This window comes from Mesorhizobium sp. M0140, from assembly GCF_040322475.1.
Taxonomy (GTDB): Bacteria; Pseudomonadota; Alphaproteobacteria; order Rhizobiales; family Rhizobiaceae; genus Mesorhizobium.
Genome location: NZ_JAMYTM010000010.1, coordinates 21,401 through 34,893 on the forward strand (window position 1 = coordinate 21,401; position 13,493 = coordinate 34,893).

A 13,493-nucleotide genomic window follows, 5' to 3' on the forward strand; every position below is an offset into this window, starting at 1 on the left:
GTGAGCGCCTGTCGCCATGCCAGCCGGCTTCGCCGCTCCGCCACGTCATGCTGGTCGGGTCTGACATATTGATGTACAGCCGTTGGTCAGGATCGGGGGATCACGAAAATGCCGACGCTCTACGCTCTCAAGCCGGCCTTCCAGGGACGGCTGCGGCCGCTGGTCAATCGGCTGGCGGCAATCGGGGTCACCGCAAACAGCATAACCATCCTGGCGGCCGTGATGTCGATAACCGCCGGCGCGGCCATCGCGATCCTGCACGAATGGCGCTGGCTGCTGTTGCTTATCCCCGTGGTGATGTTCGTGCGCATGGCGCTGAATGCCGTGGATGGCATGCTGGCACGGGAACATGGGCAGGCGTCGACGCTCGGCATGTATCTGAACGAGTTGTGCGACGTCGTTTCGGACCTCGCACTGATTCTTCCTTTTGCCGTCTTTCCGGAATTTGGCGCATGGGGCGTCGTCGCCTTCGCGATATCGGCCGTGCTGACCGAATTCGCCGGCGTGCTCGGCATCGCCGCCAAGATCGGACGCAACTATGCCGGGCCATTCGGCAAGAGCGACAGAGCGCTGGCGCTCGGTGTGGTCGCCGTGCTGTGCGCCGCCGGGCTCTGGCCGGCATCGATAGCACCGTTTGTGTTTCCGGCCATGGCAACGCTTTCGCTGCTGACCGCCATAAACCGGATACGCGCCGGCCTTATTGGCAGCGCCAGCTGAGCATCGAGGCTCGCCATGCCGCCAGAGGGAAAGACCATGATGCACGAACCGATCGCCGCCGCGGCCACGCAAAGCTTTGCGCGGCAAGCGCAGGAGCGGGTCTTCCGCAGCCATGACGGGGCGGAGATCTTCTACCGATTCTGGCCTGCGGCTTCGGCCGATGCCAAAGGCGCGGTGGTGCTGTTCCATCGCGGCCACGAGCATGGCGGCCGCATGGCCCATCTCGTCGACGAATTGCGGATGCCGGACCACGCCTTCTATGCCTGGGATGCCCGCGGCAATGGCCGTTCGTCCGGCGAGCGCGGCTATGCCCCTTCCTTCTCGGCCCTGGTGCGCGACATCGACTGCTTCATGCGCGAGATTGCCGCCAGGGATGGCTTCGCCACTGGGGATATCGCGCTGATCGCGCAATCCTTCGGCGCTGTGCTTGCCGCCGCCTGGGTGCATGACTATGCGCCGAAGTTGCGCGCCATGGTGCTGGCCTCACCGGCCTTCTCGGTGAAACTCTACGTGCCCTTCGCCAAGGAAGGCATCGCACTCTGGCAGAAGATCAAGGGCCGCTTTTTCGTCAATTCCTACGTCAAGGCGAAATTCCTGACCCATGATCCCGTGCGCATCGCCTCCTTCGAGAGCGATCCGCTGATCACGCGGCCGATCGCTTCCAACATCCTGGTCGAACTCTACCAGCATGCCGCACGCATCGTCGCTGACGCCCGCGCCATCCGCGTGCCGACCCAGCTTCTGCTTTCGGGCAGCGACTGGGTGGTGCGCCACGGCCCGCAGCACGAGTTCTTCGTCAATCTCGGCAGCCGCGCCAAGGAACGCCATGTGCTGCCGGGCTTCTTTCACGACACGCTGGGCGAACGCGACCGGGCGCAGGCCCTCGAGCTGATCCGGCCGTTCCTGGCCAGGCAGTTCGCGGCACCGGACGCGCCGGTCGACCTGAAGCAGGCGGATATTGCGGGCTACACCCGCGACGAGGCCGACAGGCTTGCCTCGCCGCTCGATCTGTTGTCGCCCAAAGGTCTCTATTGGGCATTCAGCCGTGCCTCCATCCGCATGGGCGCCTGGGTCTCGCAGGGCATGAAGACCGGCATCGCCACCGGCTTCGATTCCGGCTCGACGCTGGATTACGTCTACGAGAACGACGCGCGGGGTCTTACACCTCTTGGCCGCGTCGTCGACCGCATTTTCCTGGAAGCCATCGGCTGGCGCGGCATCCGCCAGCGCAAGCTGCATCTCGAAGAGCTCATCGGCTCTTGCCTGGCGACGCTCAAGGCCGCTGGTCGGCCGGCGCACATTCTCGACATCGCCGCCGGCCATGGCCGCTATGTTCTCGATGCCATCGCGAAGAGCCCCGACCAGCCAGCGAGCGTTCGCCTGCAGGATTATTCCGACCTCAACGTGCAGCTTGGCCGCAAGCTGATCGCTGAGCGGCAATTGCCGGCTGATGTCTCGTTCCAGCGCGCCGATGCCTTCGATGCCGACATGCTCGCCAACGTCGATCCGGCCCCCGACCTCGCCATCGTTTCCGGCCTCTACGAGCTGTTCTCCGACAATGCGATGATCGCCCGCTCGCTTGGTGGTTTGGCCAGCGCCATGCAGCCGGGCAGCCTGCTGCTCTACACCAACCAGCCCTGGCATCCGCAGCTCGAGATGATCGCACGCAGCCTGACCTCGCATCGCGGCGGCGAGGCATGGGTCATGCGGCGTCGTACGCAAGGCGAGATGGACCAGCTCGTCGAAGCCGCCGGTTTCGAAAAGCTCGACCAGCGCATCGACCAATGGGGCATCTTCACCGTCTCGGTCGCGCGGCGCCGCTGAACAGCATGGTCTCATCGCCTGCACCCACCGCGCGCGCCGAGCCTTATGGACGGGTGGTCGTCAGGGCGGCGCTCTGGCTGGCCTTGCTGGCGCCGTTCTTCTATCTCAGCTACGGCTTCGCCAACTGGCTGGCCTCGCGGCGCGACGATGTCGGCAGCATCGTGTTCTCGTGGGAGCACGGCATCCCGTTCGTCGCCTGGACCATCGTGCCCTATTGGTCGATCAACCTGTTCTACGGCCTGTCGCTGCTGCTCAACAACGACAGGCAAGGGGTGGACCGCCTGGCCGGGCGTTATCTCACCGCGCAAATCGTCGCCGTTGCCTGCTTCATCCTGTTCCCGCTGACCGCGACATTCGTGCGACCGGCGACGACCGGCCTGCCCGGCTTCCTGTTTGCCGTGCTCGGCGGTTTCGACAAGCCGTTCAACCAGGCGCCCTCGCTGCACATCGCCCTTCTGGTGATCATCTGGGATCATTGGCGCCGTCGGCTCGGCGGTTTTCTCCTGGCGCTCTGGCACGGCTGGTGCTTCCTGATCGGCGCCTCGGTGCTGACGACCTGGCAGCATCATTTCATCGACATCCCGACCGGCGCGCTGCTCGGGCTCTTTGCGTTGTGGCTGTTTCCGCGCAGCGGCGCGTTGCCGTTTTCAGGCTTCCGGCTAACCAGCGATGTGCAAGCGCGGCGGCTGGCGCGGTTCTATGCGCTGGGCGCCGTGCTCGCGCTGGCGGGCGTCGCGCTCGGTGCATTCGTTTGCGCTGTCGCGCTGTTCCTGCTTTGGCCGGCGCTGGCGCTGGCCATCGTCGCCCTCGCCTATGCAGGGGCAGGCGAAAAAGTGTTCCAGAAATCCGTCGATGGCAGCATCACGCTCGCAAGCCGTGTCCTGCTCTTGCCTTACCGCGTCGGCGCCAGGGCAAACATATGGGCCTGGACGCGCAATCTCGCTCCTCAAGTGGCGATTGCCGACGGCGTCTTTCTCGGGCGCTTTCCCACTACACGCGAAGCCAACAGCTTCGGCACGGTCATCGACCTCGCCGCCGAACTCGAAAGACCGGCGGCAGCCGATTGCCGCTGGATCAGCTTTCCGATGATCGACCTGTTGCCGCCGCCCGTGTCGGTACAGCAACAGGCAGCCGGCGCGCTGGAAAGCGCGCGCCGGGATGGCACCGTGCTGGTGTGCTGCGCGCTCGGCTTCCAGCGCAGCGCCGGCGTCGTCGCCGAATGGCTGGTGGTGACCGGCAGGGCCAAAACGTCGACGCTCGCCCGCGAGATGCTCGCGGCCCTCGGCCGGCCGGTTCATCTTGCAGAGCCACGGATCCGGTAGCGTCATGACCGGCAATGCCTATCAGGACCGCACCGACCGCTTCGCCGGCATGCTGATGCGGCAGGCAGAGTGGCCGGCCGCAATCGTGGTGGCCGCGAATATCCTTGCGCCGCTGGCTGCCTCGACGCGCGGCGCTTTCGAAAACTTGCCCGCGGCCGTTGCTTTGTCGATCACCGCCGCGAGCGCGGTGGCGGTGCTGATGCTGTCGACACTGCTGGCGTTTGACGCGCTGCTGTTCCGGATCATGGCCAGCCATGATGACGAAGCTTCCGGCGGTGCCGCAGTGGACGACATGCTGGCGCGCATGCGCCTGAAAACGGCCCCGTCCGCGACACGTTCGCTTGATGACCGCATGGCCGGCACGCGTCGTCTGCTGCTCAAGCAGCGTGCCGCCCTGGCTCTGTTTGCCGCAGCACTTCTGGCGGCAGGGTTTTGGGCGCCGCGATGAACAGGCTTTCGCTCAAGACCTTCACCTTGCTGCAGACGGTAACCTCCGTCGGCCTGTCGGCGCTGGCCCGGATGGTAACCGGGGTGCGGCCGATCTGGAACGGCAGCCTGCCCTCCGACCGCCAGCGCATCTATTTCGCCAACCACACCAGCCATGGCGACTTCATCCTTTTGTCGGCCTGCCTCAGCGAAAGGGAGCGCGCGATCACCCATGCTGTTGCCGCAGGCGAATATTGGGGGAAGTCGCGGCTGCGCCGCTTCATCGCGCAGGACATGCTGTCGTCGGTGCTGATCAACCGGCAGTGGACGAGACCTGAGGAAAATCCGATCGAGATCATGCTGTCGGTTCTCGACCAGGGGCACTCGCTGATCCTGTTTCCCGAAGGCACACGCAACATGACCGAAGAGCCGCTGCTGGCATTCCGCTCCGGGCTCTACAATCTGTCGACGGCGCGGCCTGAGGTCGAGCTGATCCCGTGCTGGATCGAGAACATGTCGCGCGTGCTGCCCAAGGGCCAGTTCCTGCCGGTGCCGCTGCTGTGCCGCGTCGTCTTCGGCGCGCCGGTGGCGATCGGTCCGGGCGAAGAACGCCGCGCCTTCCTCGAACGCGCCCACGCCGCGCTTCTGGCGCTCAACCCGCGTCCCGAGCGAGACGATTGATGCGCCACGAAATCTCCATCCTGATCATCGGCCTGCTGGCGGTTTTGACCACCGCCAGCATCGTCGCCACCCTACTTTCGGCGCGAGCGCCGAAGCCGCTCAGTTCGACGCTGGTCAATCTCACCCAGCGCATCAACGCCTGGTGGGTGATGGTGGCGCTGATGACGGTCGCCTTCTTCTTCGGGCGTTACGGAATGACCATTCTGTTCGCTCTGATCTCCTTCGCCGCGCTGCGCGAATTCGTGACGCTGACGCACACCCGCCGCAGCGACCATTGGGTGCTGCTTGGCATGTTCGGCATCATCATCCCGTTTCAATACTGGCTGGTGTGGACCGCCTGGTACGGTCTCTTCGTCATCTTCATTCCGGTCTATTGCTTCCTGCTGATGCCGGCCATAACGGCGCTGCATGGCGACACCGAACGCTTCCTCGAGCGGATCGCCGCGCAGCAATGGGCGGTGATGATCTCGGTCTATTGCGTCAGCCATGTCCCTGCCCTGCTGACACTCGAGGTGCCGGGCTTCGAAGGCCGCACCCTGCTGCTGATCGCCTTCCTGATCATCGTCGTGCAAGGCAGCGACGTGCTGCAGTACATCTTCGGCAAGCTGTTTGGAAAACACCGTTTCTCGCCGAACGTCTCGCCGTCGAAAACCTGGGAAGGCCTGATCGGCGGACTGGTGTCGGCGAGCCTGCTCGGCGCGCTGTTGTCGTTCGTGACTCCGTTTTCGCCGCAGCAGGCGGCAGCCGTGGCCTTCGTCGCCTGCTCGATGGGATTCCTCGGCGGGCTGGTCGCCTCGGCCATCAAGCGCGACCAGGGCGTCAAGGACTGGGGTCATCTGATCGAAGGCCATGGCGGCATGATGGACCGCACCGACAGCCTGGTCTTCGCCGCCCCGGTGTTCTTCCACATCGTGCGCTATTTCTGGACCGTGTGATCCGGCGATCTGTTGCCGCGCTCAAAGCGGTTGCGGATGAGCATGGTGACGACCAGAAACCACGCTATTTAGCGCGTTTCCTGACATACAGTTCCAGCTTGTGGCGGACGATTTCGAAGCCAAGCTCCGACGCTATCTCGGCCTGCAGTTTCTCGATTTTGTCGGAACGGAACTCGATCACCTGACCGGTGTCGAGGTCGATGAGATGGTCGTGATGTTCACGGTCCGCGTTTTCGAACCGGGCGCGGCCCTCGTCGAAGGCATGACGCTGGATGGCGCCTTTCTCCTCCAGGAGCCGCAACGTCCGGTAGACGGTCGACAAGGAAATGCTGCCGTCGATCTGGTGGGCACGAGAATACAATTCGTTCGCGTCCGGATGGTCGTGCGCATCCGCCAGCAGCCGCAAGATCACCTTGCGTTGTTCGGTCATCCGGACACCGGCGGCTTTCAAATTGCTCCGGAATCGCTCGAAAAGGTCGTTGTCCGCTTTCATCCGTCATACTTAGCCGCGTTGCCACGCGACTGCAATTAGCTACTTGCAAATCAGTTGCAACTGCAATATCAGATGCAAATCACTTGCATTAGCATGACGTGAGCAGCGCATGGGCGACGATCAACTCCAGTCGAAAGGCATCCGATGACTGTTTCTGCTTCCCCAACCCGCAGGACGATGCTGCGGGCGCTTGGCGGCCTTGTGGCCATCGGTTTTGCGACGATGGCGAGCCTCGTTCCGGTCATGGCACAGGAGACTCAGCCTTCGGCAGGGAAGGTTCTGCGCGTCGTGACGACGTTCACGATCATCCAGGATATCGCGCAAAACGTGGCCGGGACCGCGGCAATCGTAGAGTCGGTGACCAAGCCCGGCGCTGAGATCCACGATTATCAGCCGACGCCGCTCGACGTGGTGAGGGCGCAATCGGCCGACCTCGTGCTCTGGAACGGCATGAACCTCGAACGCTGGTTCGAGAAATTCTTCGACAACGTGAAGAACGTGCCGAGTGCCGTCGTCACGGAGGGCATAGAGCCGATGGGGATCAAGGAGGGACCTTACGAAGGCAAGCCCAATCCGCATGCGTGGATGTCGCCGAAGAACGCCCTCATCTATGTCGAGAACATCCGCAAGGCGCTGTCCAAGGCGGATCCGGCAAACGCCCCGGTCTATGCCGCCAATGCCGCCGCCTATTCGGAAAAGATCAAGGCAATCGACGAGCCCATGCGCAAGCGCCTGTCGGCGATCCCAACGGACCAACGCTGGCTGGTTACAAGCGAAGGCGCTTTCAGCTACCTGGCACGCGACTTCGACCTGCGCGAAGCCTATCTGTGGCCGATCAACGCCGACCAGCAAGGCACCCCGCAACAGGCGCGCAAGCTGATCGACCTGGTGCGCGAGAACAAGATTCCGGTGGTGTTCAGCGAAAGCACCATTTCCGACAAGGCGGCCAAGCAAGTCGCGCGCGAAACCGGAGCCACCTATGGAGGCGTTCTCTACGTCGATTCGCTGAGCGAGGAAGACGGCCTGGTTCCGACCTATCTGAAGCTTCTCGAAACCACCGTCGAGACGATCGTCCAGGGGTTCGGCGGGTGACCGGGGTTCGCACCGCGCTCGCTCCGGACAGCAGCCATGATCGAACATCGACCGGTAGCGGCCGGGTCGTTGCCTCCATCGACGTGGACGACGTCACCGTCAGCTATTCAAGCGGGGTCACGGCCGTACACTCCGCCTCTTTCAGGCTCGGCGCCTCCACCATCTGCGCGCTGGTCGGCGTCAACGGCTCCGGCAAATCGACGCTGTTCAAGGCGCTGATGGGCTTCCTGACGCCGTCGACCGGAACAGTGCTTATCGCCGGATTGCCCGTCCACGCAGCGCTGAAGCGCGGCCTAGTCGCGTATGTGCCGCAGAGCGAGGATGTCGACTGGAACTTTCCGGTGCTGGTGGAAGATGTCGTCATGATGGGCCGCTACGGCCACATGAATTTTCTGCGTATCCCAGGCAGAGCCGATCGCATGGCGGTCGACGCGGCACTGGAACGGGTCGGCATGACCGATTTTCGCAAGCGCCAGATCGGCGAACTGAGCGGCGGCCAGAAGAAGCGTGTGTTCCTGGCGCGCGCTCTGGCGCAGGGCGGCGAAATCATCCTGCTCGACGAGCCGTTCACCGGCCTCGACGTTCAGACCGAAGCAGCGATCATCGATCTCCTTCGGTCGATGCGCGACGACGGCAAGCTGATGTTGGTGTCGACGCACAATCTCGGCAGCATCGTCAATTTCTGCGACCATGTCGTCATCTTCAACAAGACGGTGCTGGCCTTCGGACCAACAGAGACAACGTTTACGCAAGCCAATGTTGCGAAAGCTTTTGGCGGCGTGCTGAGGCATCTGCGCCTCGGCGGCGCCGATCTTCATGACGACCCCGACGCTCGCCACCTGACCGTGCTGACCGATGACGAGCGTCCTCTGGTGCTTTACGGCGAGCGGGATCAAGAGAAGATGATGAAGCCCGACAGCGGATCGCCAGCCCCGTGATCGACATCCTGCTGGAACCCTTCACCTACAACTACATGGCCAAGGCCATCTGGGTCAGCGCCCTGGTCGGCATGGTCTGCGCGTTCCTGTCCTGCTATCTCATACTAAAGGGCTGGGCCCTGATGGGCGACGCGCTTGCCCACTCGGTGGTGCCGGGCGTTGCGGCCGCCTACATGCTGGCCCTTCCCTATGCCGCCGGCGCATTCGCCTCCGGCCTCATCGCCGCACTCGGCATCACCTTGGTGCGGCGCGTGACGCAACTTCGCGAGGACGCCGTGATCGGCCTTGTCTTTACAACGCTGTTCGCTGGCGGGCTGCTGATTGCGTCGATCAGTCCGACCTCCGTAAACATCCAGTCCATCGTACTCGGCAACATCCTCGCAATCTCCGACGAGGATGTAACCCAGGTCATCCTCATCGCAGCGGTTTCGCTGGCTGTACTGGGGCTTCGATGGAAGGATATGATGCTGGTGTTCTTCGACGAGAACCATGCGCGCGGCGTCGGCCTGAATCCGTGGCGGCTGCGGGTCCTGTTCTTCGTGCTGCTCAGCGCCTGCATCGTCGCCGCGCTCCAGACCGTCGGCGCGATCCTCGTGATCGCGATGGTGGTAACGCCTGGCGCCACCGCCTACCTGCTTACCGATCGGTTCGGCGTCATGATCCTGCTCGCGATGGCGATCGGCGCGGCGACGAGCGCGGTTGGCGCCTATCTCAGCTTCTTTCTCGATGGCGCGACTGGCGGACTGATCGTGGTGCTGCAGACCGTGGTCTTTCTGACTGCCTTCGTCTTCGCACCCAAACATGGGCGGCTCGCCGCACGCCGGGCGGCACGTGCCGCATCGCAGGTCGCGTCATGATGACGATCTGGTCCTGGATCGCCGAACCGCTCAGTCACGAATTCATGCGTCGCGGTCTCGCCGTCGCCGTTCTGGTCGGCGCCATTTGCGCAGTGTTGTCCTGCTATCTCGTCCTGAAGGGCTGGTCGCTGATGGGCGACGCCGTTTCGCATGCCGTGCTTCCGGGTATCGTGCTCGCCTATATCGCCGGGATCCCGCTTGCCTTCGGCGCCTTCGTGGCAGGACTTGGCTGCGCGCTGGCGACGGGCTACCTCAAGCAGCACAGCCGGATCAAGGAGGACGCAGTCATGGGCATCGTCTTCTCAGGCATGTTCGCGTTTGGCCTGGTGCTGTTCGTCAAAGTCGAGACCGACCAGCATCTCAATCATATCCTGTTCGGCAACATGCTCGGCGTCCAGTGGCGCGACGTGATCGAGGCGGCGGTCATCGTCGTGCCGGCGATCCTCATCGTTCTGGCAAAACGCAAGGATCTGCTGCTTTATTGTTTCGATCCGGCCCATGCGCGCGCGATCGGCCTGCCCGTCAACCTGCTGCATTTCGGGCTGCTGACGCTGCTCGCGTTGACCATCGTGGCCTCGCTGAAGGCTGTCGGGATCATCCTTGTCATCGCCATGCTGATCGCGCCGGGAGCGATCGGCTTTCTTTTGACGAAGAGCTTTGAGCGCATGCTCGCCATTGCCGCCGCGGCCGCCATCGGGTCGAGCGTCGTGGGAACGATCCTCAGCTATCACATCGACGCAGCCACCGGCCCGACGATCGTCGTCGTTCAGGCCGGCGTTTTTTTGCTTGCCCTGTTCCAGTCGAAGCGCCCAAAGCAACGGGTGCAACTGGGCATTTCGGGAGAGTAATCGCGGCCCTGACCCAGGCCGCACTCAAAGCCGGTTGCGGATCAGCATGGTGACGACGAAGAACGAGCCGACCGAGCTGGTGATGATGCCGATCGGCAGTTCCTGCGGCGGCAGCAGCGTTCGGGCCAGAAGGTCGCTGGCCAGCAAAAGCACCGCGCCAAACACGGCACAGCTGGCAACCAGGCGCAGGTGCAAGGGGCCCGCCAGCGGCCGTGACAGATGCGGGATCATCAGCCCGACGAAGCCGATGACGCCAGCGACCGAGACAAGGATAGCCGTCGAGAAGGCGGCGACGAGAAAGGTCATCCGGCGCATGCGCGCCACCGGCACGCCAAGGCTTTCGGCGGCATTTTCACCGGCCAGGAAAGCATCGAGCCGGCGGTGGTTCCACAGCGCGTAAGCCAGAATGGTCCCCGCACCCAGTGCGCCGAGCCAGATGTTGTCCCAGCGCGCCAGGCCAAGGCCGCCCATGGTCCAGAACAGCACGGAGTGGGCGGCGCGCTGATCGCCGGCAAAGACAAGATAGTTGGTCAAGGCGGTGAACATGAAGGACACGGCAAGGCCGGCAAGGATCAGCCGCTCCGGGCCTTGCCCCCTCACCCGCGCCACCAGCAGCAGGACGACGCCGGCAGCCAATATGCCGCCGGTGAAGGCCGCGACCGGCAATGTCCAGATGCCGAAACTGTCGCCGAAGACGGTGATAACGGAAACCGCACCCGCGGCGGCGCCCGACGACAGGCCGAACAGGAACGGGTCGGCAAGGTCGTTGCGGGTCACCGTCTGCAGCAGCGCACCGACGACGCCGAGACCGACGCCGACGCAGATGGCCAGGATCGTGCGCGGCAGCCGCAGGTCGACGACGATCTTGCCGACCGGTCCTGCCACGTCGTGCCCGCTGAAGCCGATTACACGACCAAGCGCGGCAACAACATCGGTCAGCGGGATCAGTGTCGAACCATAGGCGATCGACAGCAGAGCGAGAGCGGCGATCGCCGCCGCGCCCGCCAGCATGGCCGGTGCAAATGCCGGATGGCGCAAGCCTGGAAATGCGTCGCGTCTGTCAGGACGCGTGCGACGCACTTCCAGGATCTCTTGTTCATGCATGTCGTTGCCCCAAAACCGCTGCGCACTTTTGGGCGACAGGCATCAAAACGCTTCCGGATGCATGGCCTTGGCGATCTTGTCGATCGCTTCGATGTTGGCCGGGCCGGGAGTAAGTTCGGCATAGCGCAGCGCGACGAAGCGCTCGTTCTTGACCGCGTCGGTCTCCTTCATGGCCGGATGCGCCTTCAGGAAATCGAGCAGTTTCCTGTAGCCACCGCCATCCTGGTAATCGAGCAGGATGAGGAATTGCGGATTGCGCGACGCCACCGTTTCCCAGTCCGTATTGCCCCAACTGGTGTCCATGTCGGCCATAATGTTGTCGCCGCCGGCGGCTGATATCATGGCGCTGGGGATGGCGAATTTGCCTGCGGTGAACGGCTTGTCCTCGCCGGAATCATAGAGGAAGACCCGCGTTCCCTTGGCGTCGCCGACCTTGGCGGTGATGTCGGCGAGCCGCGTCTTCCAGCCGGAGACAAGCTTCTCAGCTTCGGCCTCCTTGCCGAAGATCTTGCCCAGCTTTTCGACGTCGCCATAGAGCAGGTCCATCGAGGCGGCGGGGCGGCTCTTGTCGAGATGGACGCAGCTTTCCGTCAGCACCAGCGTCTTGATGCCGTGCGGAGCAAGCGTGTCGGGCGTCACTTCACCACCCGGCTTCATGCCATAATACCAGCCGGCGAAGAAAAAATCGGGCTCGACCGCGACGAGGTTTTCGAGCGTCGGATATTTCGGCGCCAGTTCCGGGATCGAACCCTGCTCGGCCTTGAACTCAGGACCCACCTTGTACCATCCGGTGATGCCGGTCAGGCCGACGATCGACGGCTGCAGTTTCAGCGCGAAAGCCATCTCGGCCATGTTGAGATCCTGGATGACGGCGCGCTTCGGCGGCGCATCGAAGGTCAGCGGCTTGCCGCAGCTGTCGACAGTTACCGGGAAGGCCAGGGCTGTCGAGGCCAGCAGCGAGAAGGCAAGCGAAAAAGCAAGGCGTTTCAAGGGTTTGCTCCTGTGGACGGGATGATCGATATGGGACGGCTTCAATCAGGATGGCGGCGCGGCACGGTTCGGAACATCGAACACCGTCAGTTCGCGGTCTTCGGTCGGATGGCGCAGACGCAGCACATCGATGCCGAAAATTTCGCGAATCAGCTTTTGGGTCAGCGCTTCGCGCGGTGCGGCGAGCGCTTGCAGACGGGCATGGTTCATCACCGCCACCCTGGTGGCGAACGGTGCCACCAGCGCCAGATCGTGCAGCACCGCGATCACCGTCATCTCGAAGCCTGCCACGAGGTCGAGCAGTTCGCCGCGGGCGCGCGGGTCGAGATGGTTGGTCGGCTCGTCGAGGAACAGGATCTTTGGCTGCTGGGCGATGGCGCGGGCCAGTTGGGCGCGCTGGCGCTCGCCGCCCGACAGCGAGCCGATGGTGCGGCCAAGCAGCGGCAGCAGGCCGGTCCGGCGCAGCGCATCGACGACAATGTCACGCTCCTCGCTCCTGCGCCGTAGCCGAGCGTGCGGGACCCGGCCCAGCTCGACATAGTCGATCACCGCCAGCCGCGGATCGGGCTGGTCGGTCTGGCCGACCACGGCGATATGCAGTGCCCGCTCGGCGGCGGAAATCCTGTCCAGCCGGCGCCCGCCGAGGTTCACCTCGCCGGAACTTGGCCGCAGCATGCCCGACAGCATGCGCAGCAGCGTCGTCTTGCCGGCGCCGTTGGGACCGATGATGGCTAGGCGATCGCCAGCGGCCACCGAGAAGCTGACCGCCTGGACCAGATCCCGCCCGTTCGCCATGGCGCAGAGGTCACGGGCTTCGAGAAGCGCTACGGGCATCGGCTGCCCGCCAGATTGCCGGGATGGCAATGCGTGCTCACGATGATGCGATGATCGATAGAGCCGTCCAACTTTCCGTCACTTTCCAAAACTGGCGACGGAAGGAAGCTGGCGAAGCGGCCGACAAGACCGGGATTCGCGTTTCCTCCCGGCACACCCCGTCCGGTCAACTCAGTGATGGCAGGTCTCCTGGCTCGCGGGTCGTTGCGCCATCCTGCCTTCCCAGCCTTGCCGGCCAGTGGCATTCACGGATTTTGCTCGCCGCTTACAGTTGCGGGGGCAGCCACGGCCTCGACCCCTGGGGATCTCACCGTGTTCCCTTTTCACCCCTCGCCTTTCGACTCGGGGACCATCACCGCTTCAGCGTAGATTTCCCCCAATCGCTTCGCAATGGATTTCTCGGACGGAGTGGTGGGCCGGCTAGGGGAAACA

At 63.8% G+C, this 13,493-nt stretch carries 14 protein-coding genes and 1 riboswitch; of the genes, 10 read left to right on the top strand and 4 right to left on the bottom strand.

The window, feature by feature from the left end; all coding sequences use genetic code 11:
• The first annotated feature begins 108 nt into the window (after positions 1-108).
• Genes NKJ37_RS12340 through NKJ37_RS12365 form a run of 6 tightly spaced genes read left to right on the top strand, consistent with a single transcriptional unit; the run spans position 109 to position 5,905 of the window.
• Positions 109-717 carry a CDP-alcohol phosphatidyltransferase family protein gene (locus tag NKJ37_RS12340; RefSeq protein WP_023813526.1) on the top strand — a complete coding sequence of 203 codons (609 nt, stop codon included), beginning with the start codon at positions 109-111 and terminating at the stop codon, positions 715-717.
• Positions 718-756: 39 nt separating this feature from the next.
• Complete coding sequence (locus tag NKJ37_RS12345) at positions 757-2,541, top strand: bifunctional alpha/beta hydrolase/class I SAM-dependent methyltransferase (protein ID WP_502896774.1); 1,785 nt, start codon at positions 757-759, stop codon at positions 2,539-2,541.
• A gap of 5 nt (positions 2,542-2,546) precedes the next feature.
• Complete coding sequence (locus NKJ37_RS12350; RefSeq protein WP_352773903.1) at positions 2,547-3,863, top strand: phosphatase PAP2/dual specificity phosphatase family protein; 1,317 nt, start codon at positions 2,547-2,549, stop codon at positions 3,861-3,863.
• 4 nt (positions 3,864-3,867) lie between these two features.
• Complete coding sequence (locus NKJ37_RS12355) at positions 3,868-4,311, top strand: hypothetical protein (protein ID WP_352442478.1); 444 nt, start codon at positions 3,868-3,870, stop codon at positions 4,309-4,311.
• Entirely contained in the window at positions 4,308-4,970 is a 663-nt protein-coding gene (locus tag NKJ37_RS12360) for a lysophospholipid acyltransferase family protein (RefSeq protein WP_127289051.1), read from the top strand. Before NKJ37_RS12355 ends, NKJ37_RS12360 begins: the two co-directional genes overlap by 4 nt.
• Positions 4,970-5,905 carry a phosphatidate cytidylyltransferase gene (locus NKJ37_RS12365; RefSeq protein WP_352442479.1) on the top strand — a complete coding sequence of 312 codons (936 nt, stop codon included), beginning with the start codon at positions 4,970-4,972 and terminating at the stop codon, positions 5,903-5,905. Before NKJ37_RS12360 ends, NKJ37_RS12365 begins: the two co-directional genes overlap by 1 nt.
• 64 nt (positions 5,906-5,969) lie before the next feature.
• On the opposite strand, the gene NKJ37_RS12370 is transcribed toward NKJ37_RS12365, so the two are convergent.
• Positions 5,970-6,398, bottom strand: a complete 429-nt coding sequence (locus NKJ37_RS12370) for a Fur family transcriptional regulator (RefSeq protein WP_023813521.1) — start codon at positions 6,396-6,398, stop codon at positions 5,970-5,972.
• Positions 6,399-6,575: 177 nt separating this feature from the next.
• On the opposite strand from NKJ37_RS12370, the gene NKJ37_RS12375 reads away from it, so the two are divergent.
• The 4 genes from NKJ37_RS12375 to NKJ37_RS12390 all read left to right on the top strand — a co-directional run bounded on the left by NKJ37_RS12375 (position 6,576) and on the right by NKJ37_RS12390 (position 10,133).
• On the top strand, positions 6,576-7,490 hold the full coding sequence (locus tag NKJ37_RS12375) for a metal ABC transporter substrate-binding protein (protein ID WP_502896775.1): 915 nt from the start codon (positions 6,576-6,578) through the stop codon (positions 7,488-7,490).
• 77 nt (positions 7,491-7,567) lie between these two features.
• Positions 7,568-8,428, top strand: a complete 861-nt coding sequence (locus NKJ37_RS12380; RefSeq protein ID WP_352773968.1) for a manganese/iron ABC transporter ATP-binding protein — start codon at positions 7,568-7,570, stop codon at positions 8,426-8,428.
• A complete protein-coding gene (locus NKJ37_RS12385; RefSeq protein ID WP_127267054.1) occupies positions 8,425-9,285 on the top strand; it encodes a metal ABC transporter permease in 861 nt (286 codons plus the stop codon). The genes NKJ37_RS12380 and NKJ37_RS12385 overlap by 4 nt, the downstream gene beginning before the upstream one ends.
• Positions 9,285-10,133, top strand: coding sequence for a metal ABC transporter permease (locus NKJ37_RS12390; RefSeq protein ID WP_502895153.1), 849 nt, complete (start codon positions 9,285-9,287; stop codon positions 10,131-10,133). Before NKJ37_RS12385 ends, NKJ37_RS12390 begins: the two co-directional genes overlap by 1 nt.
• Positions 10,134-10,157: 24 nt before the next feature.
• Here NKJ37_RS12390 and NKJ37_RS12395 read toward each other — a convergent pair whose 3' ends face one another.
• From NKJ37_RS12395 to NKJ37_RS12405, 3 genes are all read right to left on the bottom strand, one after another.
• The gene (locus tag NKJ37_RS12395; protein WP_352773969.1) at positions 10,158-11,144 is read right to left on the bottom strand and encodes a FecCD family ABC transporter permease; all 987 of its coding nucleotides are present in this window, start codon (positions 11,142-11,144) and stop codon (positions 10,158-10,160) included.
• 135 nt (positions 11,145-11,279) lie between these two features.
• The gene (locus NKJ37_RS12400) at positions 11,280-12,227 is read right to left on the bottom strand and encodes an ABC transporter substrate-binding protein (protein WP_352629671.1); all 948 of its coding nucleotides are present in this window, start codon (positions 12,225-12,227) and stop codon (positions 11,280-11,282) included.
• A 45-nt stretch (positions 12,228-12,272) separates the two neighbouring features.
• Complete coding sequence (locus tag NKJ37_RS12405; RefSeq protein ID WP_352442481.1) at positions 12,273-13,061, bottom strand: ABC transporter ATP-binding protein; 789 nt, start codon at positions 13,059-13,061, stop codon at positions 12,273-12,275.
• Between the two features lie 162 nt (positions 13,062-13,223).
• Positions 13,224-13,430, bottom strand: a riboswitch (cobalamin riboswitch).
• Positions 13,431-13,493 lie beyond the last annotated feature (63 nt).

What these genes read in the sequence shown, in the direction of transcription:
- NKJ37_RS12345 (WP_502896774.1), top strand. Translation starts at nt 757, where the DNA reads ATGCACGAACCGATCGCCGCCGCGGCCACGCAAAGCTTTGCGCGGCAA.
- NKJ37_RS12395 (WP_352773969.1), bottom strand. Translation starts at nt 11,144, where the DNA reads ATGCTGGCGGGCGCGGCGGCGATCGCCGCTCTCGCTCTGCTGTCGATC.
- NKJ37_RS12360 (WP_127289051.1), top strand. Translation starts at nt 4,308, where the DNA reads ATGAACAGGCTTTCGCTCAAGACCTTCACCTTGCTGCAGACGGTAACC.
- NKJ37_RS12375 (WP_502896775.1), top strand. Translation starts at nt 6,576, where the DNA reads ATGCTGCGGGCGCTTGGCGGCCTTGTGGCCATCGGTTTTGCGACGATG.
- NKJ37_RS12370 (WP_023813521.1), bottom strand. Translation starts at nt 6,398, where the DNA reads ATGAAAGCGGACAACGACCTTTTCGAGCGATTCCGGAGCAATTTGAAA.
- NKJ37_RS12390 (WP_502895153.1), top strand. Translation starts at nt 9,285, where the DNA reads ATGACGATCTGGTCCTGGATCGCCGAACCGCTCAGTCACGAATTCATG.
- NKJ37_RS12405 (WP_352442481.1), bottom strand. Translation starts at nt 13,061, where the DNA reads ATGCCCGTAGCGCTTCTCGAAGCCCGTGACCTCTGCGCCATGGCGAAC.
- NKJ37_RS12365 (WP_352442479.1), top strand. Translation starts at nt 4,970, where the DNA reads ATGCGCCACGAAATCTCCATCCTGATCATCGGCCTGCTGGCGGTTTTG.
- NKJ37_RS12350 (WP_352773903.1), top strand. Translation starts at nt 2,547, where the DNA reads ATGGTCTCATCGCCTGCACCCACCGCGCGCGCCGAGCCTTATGGACGG.
- NKJ37_RS12355 (WP_352442478.1), top strand. Translation starts at nt 3,868, where the DNA reads ATGACCGGCAATGCCTATCAGGACCGCACCGACCGCTTCGCCGGCATG.
- NKJ37_RS12340 (WP_023813526.1), top strand. Translation starts at nt 109, where the DNA reads ATGCCGACGCTCTACGCTCTCAAGCCGGCCTTCCAGGGACGGCTGCGG.